12 protein-coding genes are annotated in these 18,605 nt (G+C 38.4%); 6 read left to right on the top strand and 6 right to left on the bottom strand.

The annotated features are described in order from the left end of the window. The first annotated feature begins 58 nt into the window (after nt 1–58). Nucleotides 59–421 carry a hypothetical protein gene (locus H9L23_RS18660; RefSeq protein ID WP_187591766.1) on the top strand — a complete coding sequence of 121 codons (363 nt, stop codon included), beginning with the start codon at nt 59–61 and terminating at the stop codon, nt 419–421. A gap of 536 nt (nt 422–957) precedes the next feature. Here H9L23_RS18660 and H9L23_RS18655 read toward each other — a convergent pair. From H9L23_RS18655 to H9L23_RS18635, 5 genes are all read right to left on the bottom strand, one after another. Then, nucleotides 958–1,149, bottom strand: a complete 192-nt coding sequence (locus H9L23_RS18655) for a hypothetical protein (RefSeq protein WP_025145291.1) — start codon at nt 1,147–1,149, stop codon at nt 958–960. A 251-nt stretch (nt 1,150–1,400) separates the two neighbouring features. Further along, the gene (locus H9L23_RS18650) at nt 1,401–1,718 is read right to left on the bottom strand and encodes a hypothetical protein (protein ID WP_187591765.1); all 318 of its coding nucleotides are present in this window, start codon (nt 1,716–1,718) and stop codon (nt 1,401–1,403) included. Between the two features lie 27 nt (nt 1,719–1,745). Continuing rightward, complete coding sequence (locus H9L23_RS18645; protein WP_187591764.1) at nt 1,746–1,907, bottom strand: hypothetical protein; 162 nt, start codon at nt 1,905–1,907, stop codon at nt 1,746–1,748. A 372-nt stretch (nt 1,908–2,279) separates the two neighbouring features. After that, entirely contained in the window at nt 2,280–3,020 is a 741-nt protein-coding gene (locus H9L23_RS18640) for a DUF6261 family protein (RefSeq protein WP_187591763.1), read from the bottom strand. A 25-nt stretch (nt 3,021–3,045) separates the two neighbouring features. Next, complete coding sequence (locus H9L23_RS18635; protein ID WP_187591762.1) at nt 3,046–3,309, bottom strand: hypothetical protein; 264 nt, start codon at nt 3,307–3,309, stop codon at nt 3,046–3,048. Nucleotides 3,310–3,983: 674 nt separating this feature from the next. Here H9L23_RS18635 and H9L23_RS18630 point away from each other — a divergent pair. Further along, nucleotides 3,984–4,433 carry a JAB domain-containing protein gene (locus H9L23_RS18630; protein ID WP_187591761.1) on the top strand — a complete coding sequence of 150 codons (450 nt, stop codon included), beginning with the start codon at nt 3,984–3,986 and terminating at the stop codon, nt 4,431–4,433. 247 nt (nt 4,434–4,680) lie between these two features. On the opposite strand, the gene H9L23_RS18625 is transcribed toward H9L23_RS18630, so the two are convergent. After that, the gene (locus H9L23_RS18625) at nt 4,681–8,010 is read right to left on the bottom strand and encodes an HD domain-containing protein (RefSeq protein WP_187591760.1); all 3,330 of its coding nucleotides are present in this window, start codon (nt 8,008–8,010) and stop codon (nt 4,681–4,683) included. Nucleotides 8,011–8,514: 504 nt separating this feature from the next. Between H9L23_RS18625 and H9L23_RS18620 the strand changes: the two genes are divergently transcribed. From H9L23_RS18620 to H9L23_RS18605, 4 genes are all read left to right on the top strand, one after another. Further along, nucleotides 8,515–10,593, top strand: a complete 2,079-nt coding sequence (locus tag H9L23_RS18620) for an FUSC family protein (RefSeq protein WP_187591759.1) — start codon at nt 8,515–8,517, stop codon at nt 10,591–10,593. A 656-nt stretch (nt 10,594–11,249) separates the two neighbouring features. Then, a complete protein-coding gene (locus tag H9L23_RS18615; RefSeq protein ID WP_187591758.1) occupies nt 11,250–11,909 on the top strand; it encodes a GDSL-type esterase/lipase family protein in 660 nt (219 codons plus the stop codon). Nucleotides 11,910–12,268: 359 nt separating this feature from the next. Then, the gene (locus H9L23_RS18610; RefSeq protein ID WP_187591757.1) at nt 12,269–15,187 is read left to right on the top strand and encodes a ligand-binding sensor domain-containing protein; all 2,919 of its coding nucleotides are present in this window, start codon (nt 12,269–12,271) and stop codon (nt 15,185–15,187) included. Between the two features lie 260 nt (nt 15,188–15,447). Then, nucleotides 15,448–18,594: a SusC/RagA family TonB-linked outer membrane protein gene (locus tag H9L23_RS18605; protein WP_187591756.1), complete on the top strand. Its 3,147-nt coding sequence runs from the start codon at nt 15,448–15,450 to the stop codon at nt 18,592–18,594. Nucleotides 18,595–18,605 lie beyond the last annotated feature (11 nt).

Here is an 18,605-nt window from a genome sequence, read left to right as displayed (position 1 = left end):
AGATTCAATTTGCTCTCCAATTAACCAATTTGAACAATTAACCAGTTAACCAATTGATATGAAAAATATTTTTTACAGTATCGCAATTTTATTTGCCGCTTTAATATATGGCTGTCACAATGGTGAAGGGAATTTATCGCTAAGTACGATGGATAACAATACCGACTTTAAATTTGAAGCAAAGTATGATGAAAACAAAACAACTAAACTGGAAAAATACCTCGATAGTGCCTTGAACAACGAACTTCCATTGGATCAGAATATTGATCTGTTTGTAAATTTAAACGGAGATGATAAATTTAACCTGAAGGCCAAAAAAGGCTGGTTGGAGATTAATTTTGATAAAAGGAACAGTTCTTTGGCAGGTTATATGAAAGTGAAAAAACTGACAGAAGGGATTAAAAAGAAATTAGCGGAGTAGTCTTTTTAACCACAGAGATCACAGAGAAAGGCACAGAGGACGCAGAGTTGAGCGGTTATTCTTTTGCAAAATTATCTTCGGACTTCGGTCTCCCAACTTTCGGACTTTTTCACGTTTTTAACCACAGAGATCACAGAGAAAGGCACAGAGGACGCAGTGGAGCGGTTATTCTTTTGCAAAATTATCTTCGGACTTCGGTCTCCCAACTTTCGGACTTTTCACGTTTTTAACCACAGAGATCACAGAGAAAGGCACAGAGGACGCAGAGTTGAGCGGTTATTCTTTTGCAAAATTATCTTCGGACTTCGGTCTCCCAACTTTCGGACTTTTCACGTTTTTAACCACAGAGATCACAGAGAAAGGCACAGAGGGCACAGAGTTTGGGGTTTCTGCGTAATCTGTGAGATCAGCGGGAAACCTTAGCTTAATATTCTCCCGCAGATTTAAGATGATCAGCGCAGAGTTATGATGAATATAATATATTAATCGTCATTGCGAACCGAAGCGCTGATCTGTTGGAAGTGTGTTATTCGTTTTTAATGCTTAACATCGGCCGGAGCATTCGTGGTCGAATCTGCTGTAGAATCGGTATGTGTACTGTCCATCATTTTGCTGGTATCTGTGTATTTGTGCATCGTGTCGGCATTTTCTTCACCAGCTTTTTTACCTGTACATGCCGATAAGGCTAAACCTAATGCGGCAACTAAGATTATTACTTTCGTTTTCATATTCAATGTTATTGGTGTATAAATACAATTCTTTTAACCAGCAATTGTTTTGAGAATGGTTAAATTAGTTTGTAATTGAGGGTTCGGAGTTTGTTCGTCATTGCGAACTGAAGGGTAGGAATGAGCAGTAGCGTGAAGCAATCTGCCCTGTTTAGAGGTTTGCTATTTGAAAATTGACATTTGGTTATTGGTTATTAACCGCCCAGATCGTCATTTCGAGCGGAGCACAGCGTAGCCGGGAAATCTATCTACTATTTTTGCTCTTCCTTAAAAAGGCTAATGATGTCGTCGAATTTTTCATCAAGCAGGAGTTTATAAAGTTCAATTACTTCTTCCCACGAATTTAACTTTCTACTAATTGTTTCCTGGGCTTCGAAATGAATATAAGTAGTTAAGTCTTTCTCCACTTCTATAACATTTTCATCATTTTTAATAACACTCACCCAAATTGCCCCGTGTTCATCATCCATTTCTTTAAGCTCTTCGATGGCAACTTTAATATCTTCGATGTTCACATTATCCATTGCATCAGACCAGGCTCTCTGTAAATAATTTTCAGTTTGACTCATTTTATAAAAAGATAAATTATTTTTATTTTATTCAGACACATTAACTTCTCCATCTTTCCAGTATTCTTCCGCAATATCAAGTTTTAACAATACATCTTTACAAATCTTTTTATAGCTATTTCCAAATCCGAATAAATACTTTTTATCATAACGAAACCAATCATTGGTCAAACTACTTGTTGTATTCATGTTAGCTTGTATTCGTTTTCTTTTATTAAGATCATGTGCGGTAATTTTATTGAGTTTAATTTCATATCGATATACTGAGATTCTATTTTTCCTTGTGTTTGCCCGTTGCCACGATAAAAAGCCATAAGCAAACCGAACTGTTCAATAAGGTCATCCTTGTTTGTGTTGGTCTTTATGTCAATGGATAGTTTTTGAATGTACATCGGGTCTTTGTCTAGATACTAATATTATACCCAACCATTAGCTGATCTGAAGCTAAACCAGCCAACATTAGAAGTGTAATTATGATTACTCATTCTTGCTTATTTATAAAGCACAAATTAATAAAAAAGAGCTACATTACTATAGCTCTTTTTCATCTGCTGTTTACTTTTAAACAATGGTTGGTGTAAGTGCTTCCCCACCCTTACCTGTTGCGCGGCGGGTTTGCAACAGGGTATAAGTGCTGATGTTCTGGTTTAGCAAATTAACGGTCGATGCCCATGGCTCTGCACCATCGTTAATATCGAGGTTCGAATTAATCCGTGTGCGCAATTTGTAATACAGCTCGTTTGCTTTGTTGCGCAGTTCTCTAAGTTTTTCGGTTGGTGCGGTGGCCAGTTCTTCGTTACGTTTGGCATAAGCCGTACTAAAATCATTATTGGCTGTTTCCAGTTCGGTTAACCAGTTGCCCAGGTTTAAAGCCGTAACGGCTCCCTGCAGTTCGGCTTTATTTTTCCAATCGTTAACAATATTGCGGAGGATGGTGGTTTCGCTCTGGTAATTTTCTTTAGCTATACCAGTGCCAAATAATGCCAGGTGCGCACTTAAAGTTTGGCCGTGTTGGTTTATTGCAACATCGGCACTGTAGGCTAAACTTTGTACCTGCAGACTGATACCGTTTATGGCATCATCGCGCCGCTTATCCAAAGCCTCTATTTCTGCAGTTACCAAACTGGCCTGACTGATTTTGAACAGTTTTTCAATATCATCTTTTGCTGCAAGCAGCGCATCGTACTGTGCACTAACATTAAGTGCCGTTGGATTATTTTTCGATACGATATTAAGGGTATCAGTTAAATACTGGATATACTCCGCATTTCTGAGCGGTTGTAATAACAATGTATTAATCATGGTAGTTTTAATGTTTATAGTTGTGTTATACTGTTTTACAATGATTTGCTGCTGCCTGCGGCAGGAAGGTTTCATCGTCACAATGATTTGGCGCTGCCCACGGCGGGAAGGTTTCATTGCCACAATGATTTATCGCTGCCCATGGCAGGGAGGTTTCATTGCCACAATGATTTATTGCCGCCCATGGCAGGGAGGTTTCATTGCATTTTGCCCTTTTACTGCTTTCAAAAGGACCTGTGTAAATAAAATTCGATAATGGAGGTTCCCTTATCATACCATATAAAGCCATAGCCTTTAAATTTTATGGGTAATAAAACCCGTTAATAAAATGTGGGATGATTTGATTAACCGTGCGGATAGAAAATAATTGATGCACAGTTAAAAAGGGATAGTACTAAGATAATGAAATGGTTATTTACCGTCAAATTTAGTTTGGAGTTGGGAGTTTTTAGTTTGGAGTTGGGAGTTTTTAGTTTGGAGTTGAGAGTTTTTAGTTTGGAGTTGAGTTTGTCTTATAATTGAGATTTGATGATTGGGATTTGGCTGGGTAGTCCGATGTCGGAAGACAGAGGACCGAGGTTTGGTGTACTATAGCGAATTGACCCTCATCGCGTCATTTCGACTTTAAATTTATTGTATAATCGGTATTATTAACAGAACGTCTTTGTTCGATCACTATTTCAGCGCGATACGTCATTCCCAACCCGATAGCTATCGGGTTGATTGGGAATCCTAATGCGATAAGCTAGTCGCTTTAAGATCCCCGCCTGCGCGAGGATGACGAACTTTTTAATATAAGTCTGTTAACAGTAATTAATCCCCCACTTCGTCATTGCAAACCGAAGGGCAGGGCTGCTGAGGTGGAGTGAAGCAATCTTTTCCGGAAATTTTCATCCTGCTAAATTTAATTGTGCTATATTTATACCGCGAACACAGTTGGGCATGTATTTAATTTTTCACAAAATGCAACCAACAAAAAATCAAATTGCTTTAGCTGAACTGGAGTTCAGTTATCGAGCACTGAAAAGGCCCGTAAACGTAAATGAGGCCAAAAATTCAATTCAATTTTTAAAACAACTCCGTGGCAAACACTTAACCGGCAATGCTAACGAATGGTATGTGTTGTTTGTGAACAAAGCCCACGAGGTTTTTTGCTGGCAAAAGCTAAAACGGCAGGCAAAAACCATCAATTGCATACAGCAACTGGCTGGCCTTGCCGTTGCCTGCAATGCTTATGGCATACTGGTGTTAAACTATTGTGATGTTAAAAGCATAAAGGTTAACCAACTCGATGAACTCTTTGTAAATAGCTGTTTTATTACATGCTCAGAGGTAAACATCGAAATTATTGATTATATCATCTGCAATACGTTGAGCCATTGCAGTTTTAGAGAAGAAAGGTACAAGGATTAATAAAGATTGGGCTGTTTTTATACAGCCCAATCTTTTTAGTGTTTATGGCTTTTATCCCTCTCGACGCTTCATTTCGGCCGGCCCTGATAGCTATCGGGGGCAACGAAGTGGAGAACCGTGAGGTGCTCAACGAAGCTAAGCCTATCTCGAGGCAAATCTCTCTCTCTCGACTTAACGTCGGGACGTCGCGATAGAGATGATGGCCGTTGCAAGGGCTTAGGCTTGCGCTATTGGAGGAGATTGATACTTATTTTATTACCTGACCCCAGTTTAATTTTCCTGTTAGATACTTTTTAGTTTCGATATATCCGCTAATAACTTTTGTAGTTCCACTGACAGTTATAGAATTCTCTACAAAATCCTTTATAGTTATTTTTTTAAATTTGTCTATTTTTCTCATATGGATGTTATGCTCTAACGCATAATGAAATAATTTATCAATTTTTTCATTAAATCCTTCAATATTATTTTTCTGACTTAGTGAATAATATTCTTTTATAAATGGTACCTCATGAATCATATCCATAATTTTGCCAGTTATTTCATTAAGCTCTTTTTTGTCGGACTTGACATTTATTATATATAGACATATATAAACAAAAAACTTAGCTAAGTCATTTTTTATGTTTAGATATTTAAAACCAAAAAATATTTTTGATTCGTAGGGTTGTGGAAAGCTAGTTAATACCGGAAAAGAATCAAAATTTTTCTTCAATAGTTTATTGATTTGAGATAATGTATATGGCGTAATATTTGATAAATCTGAATTTATTAAATTATTAAATTCAATATTTTTATGATCTTCCTTGTCTTTTTTTTCAAAGATTTCCTGGACTAATGGAAACTTTATGCCTAAAGGAGAGCTTATAAATTCAATTGCTTTAAGGTAATAATTACTATCTAAAAAATATTTATTCAAATTGCTCATATTTGATAGTGAAGCAGGTGTGTCAATGAAATGATCATCACTCGAGAAATCAAACGTTACATTTTCTCCGATATATTGTCTCAAAACACCATCATATTTCTCATAGTTTATATAACTAGCCTGAATTAGATCAAAAAAATGGGCAGCAAATTCTATGGGAGCAACTTTTATAATGTCAATTTTCGATACTTCGTTAAAATTTAAAATCCCTTGACTTGATATGAATGGAAGTGGGTATGTTGATATGGGTAATAAATGTTCTATCAAAATCTTACTATTGAGCTTATAAAACGTCAGTAATTTGGCAAATGAGAGTAGCCTTTCCTGAGGTGTTTTTATTAGTATTGGTTTAATAAGAAATTCTTTTAAATTATCAATTAATGCTAACCAGATCTGTTTATCCCACCTTTCATTGGATTCAATATTGGTTCTAGCTAAATCAATTTTCATCCCTAAAGGTTTTGGAATATTGACGGTAAGCTGAGGATTAATAAAGGTGTCAAACATAGACATACGATAATCAGTGTGTGATTCATCCTCTTGATCAATATCCAATTTAATTTCAGGACTGTTAATGTCCTGAAGCAAAATACCGTCCATGTATACGCTGTAGCTTCTGTCATTAATAGCTGTTTTATCTTTATTATTGTTTCCCCTACTGAAAGAAATCCATTGATCCTCCCATTTTATTTTTTTTCTTTCCGTTATTTTGTTCTTGTAATCTATAAGGCTAATTTCTCGTGTCGGCCAGGATAACGCACTGTTTAAGATGTCAATATCATCAGATTTGGGAATTAGATAAGTTAAGCAGCCATCAAAATCCATTAAGCCAAGATCTTCTTTCATATAAAATCTCTGCTCTTTGAAGTATTCATTTACGACATCGATATCTTGAGCAACTATTGCCTTATTTATTGGAAAATCATAACTAATTCTATATTCGTTATCAATTAATGGTTTGTTATGATTAGGACTATTTATTAGTATTGTACTATTACGTTCTGTAACTTGAATAGGATATTTTACGAAGGCAGCAGTTTTTTTTATATACTCACTTATTCCGAGCTCGATGGGCTTACTTGTTTTATTGTCTACTGGAAGTTTATCCTTAATCATAAACACTTTAAATGTTGTTCCGACATTTATATTATTTAAGCTTTTTTCAACTTTAAAATAATTTTCCTTTGATGGAATAACGATTCTAAGACTTTCTTGGGTTTTTGTGGTATTGGGATCTTTTAAGGTTTCTATTTCTAGAAAATCAGAAGTCATAAAACAACTCAATACTCCAATACCAAATCTTGAAATTGGATCCATATTTAGTCCTTCTTTTCGAAAATCAATACTTCTATAATAACTTTTTCCCGCAACAGCTAGATAATTTCGAACTACGTATTCATCCATGCCAATTCCATTATCACTGATTTGAACTATATAATAAATTTCAGTTTCAGTAATGTCCACTTGTATTTTGGGTATAAATGTTAATCCTTTTTTTTCAAGAATTTCTTTTCTCATAGAAATTGCATCAATAGAGTTTTGCATCAATTCCCTGATGAAAACATAAGGATTGCTGCGATATATATCATCACTCAAAATATCAAACATCCTAATTCTATCGAATTCAAATTGAATAGCAATGGGCTCAAAACCTCTAGCCGCAATTCTCCAATCGATATGCGAAATGTTAAGTTTATGATAGCTATGGTTAATTCTATTTAAAATATCTTGACACTGTCTAAATTGCATATCAACATACCTTTTTAGATCTAGAATACTCATGTAAACATTTTGATCGTTTGTACTGCCATCAACTTGTATTAACCTAGATAGTTGGTATTTTGGAAATGTAACCGGTTGAAGGGCTCTATGCTTTGCCCATTCTAACTTTGAAAAGTTATTTCTAGGAGCAACAAATTTCCATAATATAAATGGAGTTCTGTCTTCTCCTAAATCTAAAAGATCTACTAGTCGCACATAAATAGTTAGAGCTTTTACGTTTACAATCTCTAGGTGTATGGAGGCATCTGTTGGATACGAAGTATAATCATCAATAATATCAAAATCGAGCCAATGACCTTCACAAATCCTAGCACCAAATTCAGCTATTCCCGAGCTAATGGATCCAAAATACTGCTTAATTCTTTTTCCACTTCTAAAGGCATGAGTTAACCTTACATATTCTTGCCAGTCAGATATCGTTATCTTATCGGCTTCAATATTTTTGTTTTTGCAGAATTCTTTGAACCTGAGGGCTTCATCATCTAAGAGATGAATGTGGTTTTCTGTTTTTTTGCCAGAACAAATACTTTCTTTTTCATCTTCACTTACCGCCATTCCCCAGTCATGGCCATATAGACATGATGCTAATAAAAACAATTCAGTTGCATTCATATTTTCAATAACATCATCTCCTAGCATTTGATCTGCTACATAAAAAAGTCGCTTTAGATGATAGTGTTCATCATGTGGAGTATATTCAGGGAAAAGTTGATTGATTGCGGAGACTTCGATGGAGATGACTTTTCTAAGTTCCTCCAAATGATTAACATAATTGAATTCATAATCTATTTTAGAATTTGCTTTTGAGATAAGGGTATTTATGATCTTGCAATCAGGTAGCCCAATAGGTTTATTTATTTTTTCCATTATTTTGTTTGAAATTAATTAGTGGGTAGGAAAGTTATTCCAAAACCTTTTGAACAGAAGGTAAAATGGACATATTTTAAAGTAATAAAACTTTAAAATTTGATTGAATTAATCGAAATTGATAACCAGATAATTTGGTAAAAGAGAGTTGACATAGAGAGTTATTTAGATTTGTAAAATAGATATTAAAAAGATTTTTTCAAAATAAGTTTAAAATTATTGAATTAGCAAAGAGAGTTAATGAATGATGCAAAGCTTTTATGACTTATGGAGATACGAAAAATAATAGAGTTAATCGGTGGGATGAACATATCGATTACATCTAATATTTATTAAACTAGACCTCTTAGTTCAGTTGATAAAACAACAGTCTCTTAGTCTGAAGATCCAGAGTTTAAACCTCCGAGAGTCATCAGTAAGACTTAACAATTACAGTTTACAATTGTGCTGTATCCATCCCAAATAATCCCTTACCTTTGCGGCTTTCTAACTTGTAATTTATTCATGGGCAAAAACAGCATCGGCTCTACCATTACATATTTCTTTTTAGGCGAGTATTTTTCTGATGCGCTGCGCACCACCATTACCGTGGTATTGCCCATTATTTTATTCTTTTACCTGGGTAATCCCGAAGCGGCAAAAGGAATAGGCGTGGGGGCTTTATTAATCAGCTTAACCGATTTGCCCGATAACCGGTTAAACAAACTCAAAACAGCCTTATCAAGTATTATTGTATTTTTCTGTACTACTTTGGTAGTGTCGTCTATATTGTATAGTCAGTACCTCACTGCAGTGATTGTGGTTATTGCCGCTTTCAGTTGTTCTATGTTTGCGGTGTATGGACAGAAACTGTCGTTAATAGGTACCATGGCCTTGATTGTTTGCACCTTTGTAATGGGGCTTCACCCGGCAAGGCCGCTGTATTTTAGCAGTTATATTTTTCTGGGTGGCGTTTGGTATTATGTAATCAGCCTGATCCAGATTTTGATCCGGCCTTACCGCTCGCTGCACCATGCCATTTTCGAGTGTTTAATGAGCAGTGCCGTGTTTTTAAATGCCAAAGCGAAGAATTATGATGTGGATATACCGCTCGATCTGCAACAGAAAGAAGCCATTAAACTGCACATCAAGGTTAACCAGAAACACGAACTGATCCGCAACCTGTTGCTTACCGATAAGTACGCCATGAATCCCGATAACCCCAAAGGGCAACTGCTGCTGGAGCGGGCGAGGTTACTGATCGATTTATACGAACAGTTGAATGCCGTGCACTATGATTATGCCCTCGTGCGGAATACCCTTGCTACCGGACCGAGTTTAAAACTGATTGCCAACCTGATCGAACTATTGGCGAAAGAGCTTGAAGAACTGGGCAGGCACGTGCGTTCGGCGAAGGCTTATAAAGGCGAGGTGGCCACCAATATCGAATATTATCAGAAACGTTTAATGCTGCTGCAGGAAATGGAACGTTTAAACGAAAGTCAGCGCAAAATTGTGCTGAAGGTGGTTTCGAATATGAACGATATTGTGCGCATCATCGAAATGATCAGGGGTAATGAGCGTACGCCAGAGAAAGACCTGCAGGAACTGAGCGGGGCCATTTCTTATCCTCTATTTATTACCGGTGATCGCTTTTCGATTAAAGAACACCTTAGCTTAAAATCGCCCATTTTCAGGTTTTCGCTGCGGCTGGCCATCTGTTTCCTTTTTGGTTTCTTATTAATCTGGCAGCTGGAGCCGAGTAAATACAGCTACTGGCTTTTCTTGACCCTGGTGATTGTAGCAAGACCGAAATTCTCGATTACCTGGAAAAGAAACCTGCAACGTTTAAAAGGAAGTCTGGGAGGCATTGTGATTGGTTTGGTAATGATTTATTTTATAAAGAACCCTGCGGTATTGCTTTCTTTTTCGGTGATTTTTCTACTTGGCTTTTATGCCTTTAACCGTTTAAATTATACGGTTAGTGTACTTTTTATTACCCCCGCGGTGATTTTAACACTGGGCAGTTATCAGGGGCATTTTGATCACATTGTGCATGACCGGATTTTATTCACCGTGCTGGGTTGTGTGATCGCCATTTTAGCGACTTATCTTTTCCCTATCTGGGACAGCCGTCAGCTGAAGGAGAAAATTAACAAAGCCACAAAAGATTGTTTACAATATTTAAAAGTGGCTATTGAGCGGAAGGAAAACCTGAGCGAAAACATTTCGCGGATGGCGAGAAAAGATGCCAACCTGAGTTTATCGGCCCTGAGCGAGGCGATTGAATCGGCCAGTCAGGAGCCTATGCGTAAACACATCGATTTTAATGCATTGTATGGGGTGCAATCAACCATTTACCAGATCAATGCCATTATTACTTCCATTTACCTTTCGCTTAACCATAAACCCGAACAGGCTGATCCGGTGGTTGTGAGCCAAATTGAAAACAACCTCAGCGGTGTTGTTGCGTCACCTGATCATAGCATCTCAAAGCTTGATGAAATGGAGTTGGAAAGTGATCATTCTACGAAACAGAAACTGGCGCATATTGCGGTTTTATCAATGGAGTTTAGTTGGTTTAATGCTGCTTTTAGGGCTTAATGATCGGCGAGTTGTAAATATTGTTCCCGCAGATTTAAGATGATCAGCGCAGACAGGCTTACCAACAGCTATGTTAAATTCTTTTGGGCACATCTTTTTTTAAGAATGTTTTAGGCATTTTACTAACCAACTTTAATAAAGCACGGATTTTAACCAAGTACGCTGTCAATCCCAAGAGCCGGGAAATCAAAAAAACAGGTGTAGTTCATTTAAATTGGTACTAACAAAGCTAAAACGCAGTGGTTTTGTGTTCATAAACGATGATTTAATTTTAAAAAGAAAATTTTGAACACAAAACGTAGTGCCGCTGTTTTTTTGATGCGCATGGGATTGTGCAAAAGGCTCATTGCTGGATTGACAAGGCATTTTTGCATACTTTTGATGCCTCAAAAGTTTGATGCCCCGCGGCAGAGAGCGGTAGAAGAATTTTTACAATTTAATATCCACGCGATAGCTTGATGGATAAGAAATGAACACGCAAGTAATATCAGGCTGTTTTACCATATCAGACATATAAGGGCATATAAGTAATCAATGCATTTAATTTTACAGTTAAGCGATAACCAGTTTACACCATTCACCACTCTTTAAATTCAATTAATTGCCCGCAAAACTATGGATATTGGTATATTGTGCGCTTTAATACCCTTATGTATATGAAAAAATTATTCCTAAGTCTTTTTCTGCTCTCTCTTTTTACCATAACCACTTTTGCGCAAAAGAAACCCAACTTTTGGGATGATGTGCAAACCATTAAAAAGTATGATCAAATGTATAAACCGCCCGTTAATCCGGTGTTGTTTGTAGGTAGTTCATCAATCCGGAAATGGGACGATTGCACACAGATTTTTGCAAAATACAATGCCTTAAACCGTGGTATAGGCGGTGCGGTAATTAATGATATTACTTATTATTTAAATGACGTGGTTTTTCCATATCAGCCCAAACAGATTGTACTATATGTTGGCGAAAATGACCTGCCGAATGAAACGGTAACACCCGATACCGTTTTAAACCGGACCATCAAATTATACCAGGCCATCAGGGCAAAATTGCCAACCGTACCGATTGTTTACATTTCGATAAAACCGAGCCCAAGCAGGGATAAATTTAAGGAGAAGGCAGTGGCATCTAATGCACTCATCAAAAAGTTTTTAGCCGGAGAAGCCAATACCACCTTTGTTAATGTTTATACATTAATGCTTACCAAAGAAGGTAAGCTTAGACCGGAATTATTTGTAGAAGATATGCTGCACATGAATGCCAGGGGTTATGCCATCTGGCGAAAAGCCGTTGAACCACATTTAGTAAAGTAAATTAGCAAAAGTTATCATTTGTTTAGTAGCTGCCCACTCAACCCTAGCTCCGATTCGATAGCTATCGGATAAAAGAAAAGCCCGGGGTGAGGACTTGCAGAGAAAGCGGGACCGGAGCAACACTAATTTGCACAAACGTTCCCCTTCAAATTAAAATACCTTATTTTCTGTTTTTTACCACCTTAGTCACTTTAGCGCACCTGAGTATTGTAATCGGTAGATAATAATATTACCCTTAGATGTTCTCAGGTGATTAACGTGGTTCATTTCAAAGGGCGTAGTTCCTTTGGTGGTTGTTAACAAGGTTAGCAGGAATTAAAATTATATATTTATTATTGCGTTTAATTCTCCCTAACCTTATGTACAAAGTTCTGCTTGCTGTTTTATGCCTTCTGATTGGTTACCAGGCCTCCGCTCAGGATCTTTTGGGTATTCCGCAGATTGTAAATTACAATAACGAGCAATATAATGGCGGGATCCAGAACTGGGAGGTTAAACAGGATAAAAACGGTATCTTATATTTCGGCAACAATGAGGGCTTGCTCACCTTTAATGGCCGGTATTGGAACCTGTATCGTTTGCCTAATTATACCTCCGTCCGCTCTATTGGCATCGACTCTAAAAACAGGATTTACGTTGGCGGACAGGATGAATTTGGCTACTATTACCCGAACGAACATGGCATTTTAAAATATACGTCTTTATTAAACCTCGTCCCTGAAAACCTGCGTAAGCTGGCCGATATCTGGGACATTTCCATCATTAACGACGAAGTATTTTTTAGGTCGGTAAATGCCATTCTGCATTATAAGGATGGAATGGTTAAAAGCTATAAAGTAAATGCCACCTGGCTGTTTATGGGGATGGCGAACAATAAAGTTTTTTCGCAAACCAAAGATGTGGGCTTAATGGTTTTCGACCATGATTTATGGAAGCCATTTTGTAGCGATACCCTTTTAAAACAGTTTTCTGTTACTTCTATTTTGCCTTATGGAGGCGATACTTTACTGGTTTCAACCTTAAAACAAGGCTTCTTTTTAATCGCCAATAATAAACTTAGCCGATTAAAAACGAAACTCGATCCCGTTTTTTTTAACGACCGGATTTATTTTGCCAGCCGGATTAACCAAAACTTGTATGGGGTGGGCACCACATCGGGTGGGGTGTACATCATGAATAAACGCGGCGAACTGGTGCAGAAATACAATTACCGGGAAGGTTTGCAGAACAACAATGTAAGGGGTATCCAGCTCGATCGGGATAAAAATATGTGGCTGGCTTTGGATGATGGAATTGCATACGTGGCCATTAACAGCGCCATAAAAAACATTTTTCCCGACCGGAATAAACAGATTACCAGTTATGCTTTCAGAAAGTTTAACCAATCGATTTATATCGGCACTTCAAACGGATTATATACGGCCAAACTAAATGCTGCTACACCTGATTTAAGCTATTCTACAGCAAATTTTGAGGAAGTAAAAAATACCAAAGGGCAGGTGTGGGGTTTAGACGAAATCAACAATCAATTACTGATGGCGCATGAGGACGGCACTTCTGTGATTCAGGATAACACGGCCAGATCGCTTTACAATTTACCGGGCACCTGGATGTACCAAACGGTAGATAAAGTATACCCGAGCAATGAGGTTATTGCCGGTACCTATTGGGGGCTGCAGCGACTGTTATATAGTGGCGGTACTTTTACCAATGCGGGTAAAATTGAAGGATTAAGAGAAACCCTGCGCTTTATAGTAGCTGATAATAATAATCCCGATCATATCTGGGCATCGCATCCCTATCATGGGGTATATAAAATAGAATTAAAGCCCGATCATAAAAGCATATTGCGCACCACCATGTTTACCGACAAGGATGGATTGCCATCTAAACTCTATAATTATGTGTACCATGTAAAAAACAGGGTTTTAATTGCCACGGTTGATGGCGTGTACGAGTATGATGCAACAAAAAAGCGGTTTGTACGGTTAAAGCTGTTGGGCAAGGCGCTCAACGGAGTGTCTATACAGTACATGAAAGAAGATAACGATGGCAATATCTGGTTTGTGAGCAATAAAAAAGTTGGGGTAATAGATTTCAGAAAACCTTCCGGTGGAAATGCCTTCAGCATATTTTACCTGCCCGAGCTTGATGGGAAAGTGGTGGGCGGTTTCGAATCCATTTACGCATTAGATAGTCACAATATATTTATCGGTGCCAATAAAGGAGCTTATCACATCAATTATGATAAATACATCGAAAACATAACCAAACCAAATGTATTATTGGGTACCATCAAACTGTTCGGCAAACAAGATAGTACGGTTTTTGGCGGTTATTTTGTGAAAAAGGGCGTAATTGCCGATAAACAGGATGAAAGCAGTTTGCCCGAGTATGTAAACAGTTTAAATTCTATCCATTTTGAATATGCCTCTACTTTGTTTGAGCACGACAGGAACATCAAATTCAGTTACCAGTTGGTTGGTTTCGATCGTGACTGGTCGGAATGGAGTATTAAAAGTGAAAAAGACTATACCAATTTACCCGCAGGCAAATACACCTTTAATGTAAAGGCAAGAACCGATGTTGGCAATGAATCGGCCGTGGTAAGTTATAGCTTTGTGGTTTTACCGGCCTGGTATAATACAATTTGGATGAAACTGGTTTACCTGATCCTGATTGTTTTACTGATCAGGCTGATCATCAGGTGGCAAAAGCAAAAACACATTAAAGAGCAGGAGCGGATGAGTTACCTCCACCAGCTGGAGTTAGACCGCAACGAAAAGGAAATTGTGCGCCTGCAGAACGAAAAACTGGAAGCAGATGTAAACTATAAAAACAAAGAACTTTCTACCATGACCATGCATTTGGTACAGCGTGGCAAGGTGCTGGCCAAGATTAAAGAAGTAATTTCTACGGTAATCAGAAACCACGACATCAGCGAAAGTTCGCCAAGTTTCAGGCACCTCATCAGGTTGATCAGGGATGTAGAAAAGAAGGACCAGGAACTGGATCATTTAAGCGTGCATTTTAACCACGTAAATACCGAATTCTTTAATAAGCTTAAAGACCTTTATCCCGAATTAAGTCAGAATGATTTAAAGTTTTGTGCCTATTTATCCATGAATCTTTCTTCAAAAGAAATGGCACAGCTGATGAATGTGACCATAAAAGCCATCGAAGTTGGGCGCTACCGCCTCAGAAAAAAACTTCAGCTTAAACCAGAAACCAATTTATATGAGTTTCTGATCGAAATAGCCCGCCAAAAGAACCCTTAATTCAATGTTTTTGTTACAAACATGATCCTTTATTTGCTAAATATTTAAGTGTCTGTTTATCAGTTGTATTATCGCCTCATTGTAGGGCTTATGTAGGGATTCATTTCTTTCTTTTTTACTCAATTGAGGGCTGCTGTATGGTTCGTGTAGTAGCGCTAAATTGTGCTATTGTATAACACCTCTCTAGATTTGATTTTTAATAATGGGCTACCAAGGCCCACGGTGTTAACTAACCAAATATTAACTTAAAATTAAATTCTATGAGAGGAAGATTTACATTCGTATTCTTCATGTTCTGTTTTCTGGTTTTTCCGATGGCCTTACTGGCACAGGATATTCCCGTAACAGGAAAAGTAACAGAACAAAATGGCGCTCCGTTACCGGGCGTAACCGTAAAGCTTGATGGAACAACGAAAGCCGCATCAACTGATGCCAACGGTGTTTTCAGTATCCAGGCACCTGTGGGAAGCAAATTAACCATTAGCCTGATTGGCATGGCCACGCAAACCGTAACTGTTCCGGCAGGCGGTCGCATCAATGTATCGCTAAAAGCCGATTCGAAAGATTTATCAGAAGTAGTTGTAGTAGGTTATGGAACACAAAAGAAAAGTGTAGTAACCGGGGCAATTTCGAGCGTTAAAGCATCCGATCTGGAAAATCAGCCCGTAGTACGTATCGAGCAATCTTTACAGGGTAGAACTTCAGGTTTAACTATTGCAGCAACATCTGGTCAGCCGGGTTCGAGTGCTACGGTACGTTTAAGGGGTTTTACTTCTTTCGGTAACGATAAAAATAACCCGCTTTGGGTGGTAGATGGTGTGGTAATCGATAACGGTGGTATTGGATACCTGAACCAGAATGATATCGAATCGATCGAAGTGTTAAAAGATGCAGCATCTGCCGCCATTTACGGTGCACGTGCAGCCTCGGGGGTAATCCTGGTAACCACTAAAAAAGGTAAAGCGGGTAATATCAGTATTAATTATAGCGGTTATTATGGAACGCAGGCCCCTGCGAAAAAACTGGATATGCTTAATGCCTCGCAATATGCCACAGTAAGGAATCAGGCAGCTTCAGCAGCTGGTGTTGCGCTTCCTTATGCAGATCCGGCTTCATACGGCGTAGGTACCGATTGGCAATCGTTGATTTTTAACGATGCTGCCCCAAAACAAAATCACGAAGTAAGCATCAGCGGCGGAAGTGATAAGGCAACCTTTTATACCTCATTCGGTTATACCGATATTGATGGTATTGTGGCTACGCCAATTTCGAAATTCAATCGTGCCAATATCCGTTTAAACTCAACTTATAAACCTGCAAAATGGATTACCATTGGCGAAAACCTGGGTTACAGTCATGCGGTTACCAGTGGTATCGGCGAAACTAACAGGGAGTACGGAGGTGTATTGAGTTCTGCCATCAACTTAGATCCGATTATGCCAGCCGTAATTGATAATCCAACTGCTGCGGCTTCGGTGTATAATCCAAACAACCCTTTAGGATTTAAAGATGATAATGGTAATTTTTATTCGATTCCCGCCGGTGGTTTCCAGGAGATGAAAAATCCTTTGGCTTACCAAAAAACCAGGTTGGGTAATTATAACTGGGACCACAACATCATCGGTAATGCTTTTGTTGATATCGAGCCGGTTAAAGGTCTACACGTACGTTCTACATTGGGTACCAAACTGGCTTTTTATGGAGGAGATACTTTTACTCCTGCATTCTTTTTGGGAAATGGTCCGGGTGGTGTAAATGCTACGGCTACTTTATCACGGAACCTGAATTATCTGATCAACTATAATTTTGAAAATACCGTATCATACAACAGGGTTTTCGATAAACATAACATTACTTTATTGGTTGGTCAGGGCGCCTATAAAGATAACAATGCCAGGGGTGTAACCAGTACTTATGGAAACATTCCGGCCACAACTTTTGATGAGGCTTCGTTCAGGTACAATGCTTTGGCCGCTTCCAGAACAACCAGCGGATCAGACGGAACCGACCACAGGGTAAATTCACTATTCTCTAGGTTACAGTACAACTACGCCGAAAAATATTTATTTACTGCGTTGATCAGAAGAGACGGATCATCAAGGTTTGGTGCCAACCATAAATTCGGTTATTTCCCATCAGCATCGGTGGGTTGGGTACCAACATTGGAAGATTTCTTCCCTAAAAACAATGTGCTTACCTTCTTAAAACTACGTGGTAGCTACGGGGTAACAGGACAGGATTTAATCGGCGATTTTTCTTATGTTCCAACTGTTGGTCCGGGCCGTAATTATACTTTTGGTACAACCGAAACAATTGGTATAGGTTATAGCCCGAATGCTCCGGCCAATCCGGACCTGAAATGGGAAGAAACCAGGCAGACCGATATCGGTTTCGAAGCAACTTTGTTAAACAACATCACTTTAAACTTTGACTGGTACAAGAAAAAAACAATTGGCATTTTACAAAACCCACCTGTACCGGGTTATACCGGAAGTGGTTCTTTTGCGGCTAACGTGGCCGACATGGAAAACACAGGTGTGGAGCTGGAACTGGGATACCGTAAAAAAATCGGTGATTTTAACATCGGGATAAACGGAAATGCATCGTTCTTCAAAAATAAAGTAACCAAATTGTTGCCAGGGGTTACCTTTATTGAAGATAATACAGCAAGTTTCCAAACTTTGGGCGCCATTACCAGAACTACTTTGGGTAGGGCATACAATGAGTTTTATGGCTACCAAACATTGGGTATATTCCAAACCCAGGCAGAGGTGGACAGTTATGTTGGTCCAAACGGCACGAAACTACAGCCAAATGCCAAACCCGGTGATTTGAAATTTGCCAATTTAAACGGCGATAATGCCATTACCGTTGATGACCGTACCTACCTGGGTAACCCTGCTCCAAAAATGAGTTATGGTTTAACCATTAATGTGGCTTACAAAAACTTCGATTTTACTGCTTTTGGTAGTGGAGTGGCCGGAAACACCATTTTCCAGGGTTTAAGAAGGCTGGATATTGGTACACAGGCTAACTGGCAGACCAAAATTTTAGATAGCTGGTCGCCAACTAATACGGGTGCAACCTTACCCCGACTTGTACAGGGTGATCCGAATGGCAACTACTCTAAATTCAACTCTGTTTATCTTGAAAAAGGTGATTATTTCAGGTTGCGTACCATCCAATTGGGTTATACTTTCCCTAAATCAATTACGGAAAAGCTAAAAATGCAGAAACTAAGGGTTTATGTGCTGAGCGAGAACTTATTCACCATTACCAAATATTCTGGTTACGATCCTGAGTTGGGTGTTACAAGTGATGCCGGCGGTGGTGCAGTATTCAGTGTAGACCGTGGCGCTTATCCACAGGCACGCTCTTTCTTATTTGGTTTAAATGTTGGATTTTAATATTGATAAAA

This window comes from Pedobacter roseus (assembly GCF_014395225.1).
GTDB lineage: Bacteria > Bacteroidota > Bacteroidia > Sphingobacteriales > Sphingobacteriaceae > Pedobacter > Pedobacter roseus.
Note: the sequence above shows the minus strand (reverse complement) of the source record. Positions and strands in the feature narration are given on the sequence as shown.

Coding starts and splice junctions, on each gene's coding strand:
- H9L23_RS18660 (WP_187591766.1), top strand. CDS start 59: ATGAAAAATATTTTTTACAGTATCGCAATTTTATTTGCCGCTTTAATA.
- H9L23_RS18655 (WP_025145291.1), bottom strand. CDS start 1,149: ATGAAAACGAAAGTAATAATCTTAGTTGCCGCATTAGGTTTAGCCTTA.
- H9L23_RS18650 (WP_187591765.1), bottom strand. CDS start 1,718: ATGAGTCAAACTGAAAATTATTTACAGAGAGCCTGGTCTGATGCAATG.
- H9L23_RS18645 (WP_187591764.1), bottom strand. CDS start 1,907: ATGAATACAACAAGTAGTTTGACCAATGATTGGTTTCGTTATGATAAA.
- H9L23_RS18640 (WP_187591763.1), bottom strand. CDS start 3,020: ATGATTAATACATTGTTATTACAACCGCTCAGAAATGCGGAGTATATC.
- H9L23_RS18635 (WP_187591762.1), bottom strand. CDS start 3,309: ATGGCTTTATATGGTATGATAAGGGAACCTCCATTATCGAATTTTATT.
- H9L23_RS18630 (WP_187591761.1), top strand. CDS start 3,984: ATGCAACCAACAAAAAATCAAATTGCTTTAGCTGAACTGGAGTTCAGT.
- H9L23_RS18625 (WP_187591760.1), bottom strand. CDS start 8,010: ATGGAAAAAATAAATAAACCTATTGGGCTACCTGATTGCAAGATCATA.
- H9L23_RS18620 (WP_187591759.1), top strand. CDS start 8,515: ATGGGCAAAAACAGCATCGGCTCTACCATTACATATTTCTTTTTAGGC.
- H9L23_RS18615 (WP_187591758.1), top strand. CDS start 11,250: ATGAAAAAATTATTCCTAAGTCTTTTTCTGCTCTCTCTTTTTACCATA.
- H9L23_RS18610 (WP_187591757.1), top strand. CDS start 12,269: ATGTACAAAGTTCTGCTTGCTGTTTTATGCCTTCTGATTGGTTACCAG.
- H9L23_RS18605 (WP_187591756.1), top strand. CDS start 15,448: ATGAGAGGAAGATTTACATTCGTATTCTTCATGTTCTGTTTTCTGGTT.